The sequence below is a fragment of the Stenotrophomonas sp. RS-48 genome (assembly GCF_030053245.1).
Taxonomy (GTDB): Bacteria; Pseudomonadota; Gammaproteobacteria; order Xanthomonadales; family Xanthomonadaceae; genus Stenotrophomonas; species Stenotrophomonas maltophilia_P.
Genome location: NZ_JASGBV010000162.1, coordinates 1 through 1,168, shown reverse-complemented (window position 1 = coordinate 1,168; position 1,168 = coordinate 1). Strand labels below are relative to the sequence as shown.

At 53.9% G+C, this 1,168-nt stretch carries 2 protein-coding genes; both read right to left on the bottom strand.

Annotated features, from left to right (window positions below):
- The coding region (locus tag QMZ25_RS19190; protein WP_283220148.1) for a hypothetical protein at nt 1–782 on the bottom strand (782 nt) is incomplete at its 3' end.
- A gap of 160 nt (nt 783–942) precedes the next feature.
- Nucleotides 943–1,168: hypothetical protein (locus QMZ25_RS19185; protein WP_283220147.1), on the bottom strand; the 226-nt coding region annotated here is incomplete at its 5' end.

Genomic DNA, 1,168 nt, shown 5'->3' with positions numbered 1-1,168 from the left:
ATCATCCATGCATCCATGACTTCAAAAATATCAATTCCAAACTCTGGATTGGCAGGGTCTTCATGCCACCATATCAAGCTTTCGGTATCGGTATGTCTGCTTGAGTCCACCGCGACATAGTCTCCGCCGCCGTTTGAGAACACCGTGGTCCAATTCTCAGCAGAAGAATCGTCTTCCTCCTCAATCAAATCGGAAATCCGTGACTGGTCGGCAAGACATTGCGGACCCATTGAGTAGGCGGGAAAAAAGGCATACCCGTCGTGCACTTCGCGATAGAAATCTTGAAGCCTGGCGGGAAGGTTCCTGAACTTGTTGGTCTTGGCGGCATTCCCTTCTACAGGTGTCCCGCCCACGTAGTAGAAGAATCTATCGCCGTCATGAAAAACATATGCCATTTCGATTTTTGCGCCCAGTAGCACTACGGTACCCAGCAGGCAGCCGTTGAGCAGTGCAATGGTTGATGGAAATTCATCTGAAAATGAGGTCCAGCCACCGGGATACGCTGGCGCGATATCAAGGCTCAGCCCGAATCTATCCCACCCTCTGGGAAGAGCTACGTCTCGAGGGACATCCTTGAGTTCATAACATACCTTTCGATGAGAGAATGTGGTGCCGAGGTCTTTGATGATGTCGCTGCGTGTAATAATTGCATTGATCCTGTAGGGGGGGCGAGCGTCGCATGGATTCTGTGCTTGCCAGAGATCCAGCGCATACGGTGGCCTTCTGGATTCTTCCACTCCGGTGCGCCACGCTTCGAGAGGACATCGATCTTCCTTGACCACGTGCTGGGCCGTGGGGCGGGGCACTTTGGTAAATGCAAAATCGCGGATCTCGCGACCGTAGTAGCGAACGCTGCAGGTGTCAGCGCGCCTTCGCGATAGTCGCAGCGTGGTGAAGCAGGATGGTCCGGACCAGAATGTGAATGCCAACAGGCACGGCCTGCTAAGGTGGCGGCGAGGGGATATGGAAGCGCATATCTTTGGCGGGCCAGTCGCTGTCGTCGTCGAACCGGGATAGCCAGCGTCCTGCATCAACATCAGAGAAGCGCTCGTTTGGATCGCCCGACCATTGGCCCAAACCGACCAAGCCTAGATTTTTATGTCGGATGGGGTTTATCAGCTTGTTCAGGGTGCAATGTTGTGTAGGCAAGGGGACACGCAGCTTACCT